Annotated in this window: 1 protein-coding gene; it reads left to right on the top strand. The window is 66.9% G+C overall.

Features of this window, described 5'->3' with window-relative positions:
- Positions 1–299 (top strand): transposase (locus tag CWO91_RS42500; protein WP_208753164.1); only part of this gene is annotated, 299 nt, incomplete at both ends.

Here is a 299-nt window from a genome sequence, read left to right as displayed (position 1 = left end):
CGGCCAATCGAGGGCGACTGGCCCTATCTGTGGATCGACGCCACCTATGTGAAGGTGCGCCAGAATGGCCGCATCGTATCGGTCGCGGTGATCGTCGCCGTCGGCGTCAACAGCGACGGCCGGCGCGAGGTTCTCGGCATGGACATCGGCCCCTCCGAAGCCGAGACGTTCTGGACCGCGTTCCTGCGCAAGCTCGCCCGCCGAGGCTTGCGCGGCGTCAAGTTAGTCGTCTCCGACGCCCATGAGGGCATCAAGGCCACCGTCGCCAAGGTGCTCAACGCCTCCTGGCAGCGATGCCG

This window comes from Bradyrhizobium genosp. SA-3 (assembly GCF_004212635.1).
Lineage (GTDB): Bacteria > Pseudomonadota > Alphaproteobacteria > Rhizobiales > Xanthobacteraceae > Bradyrhizobium.
This window is presented reverse-complemented; position numbering and strand designations above follow the sequence as displayed.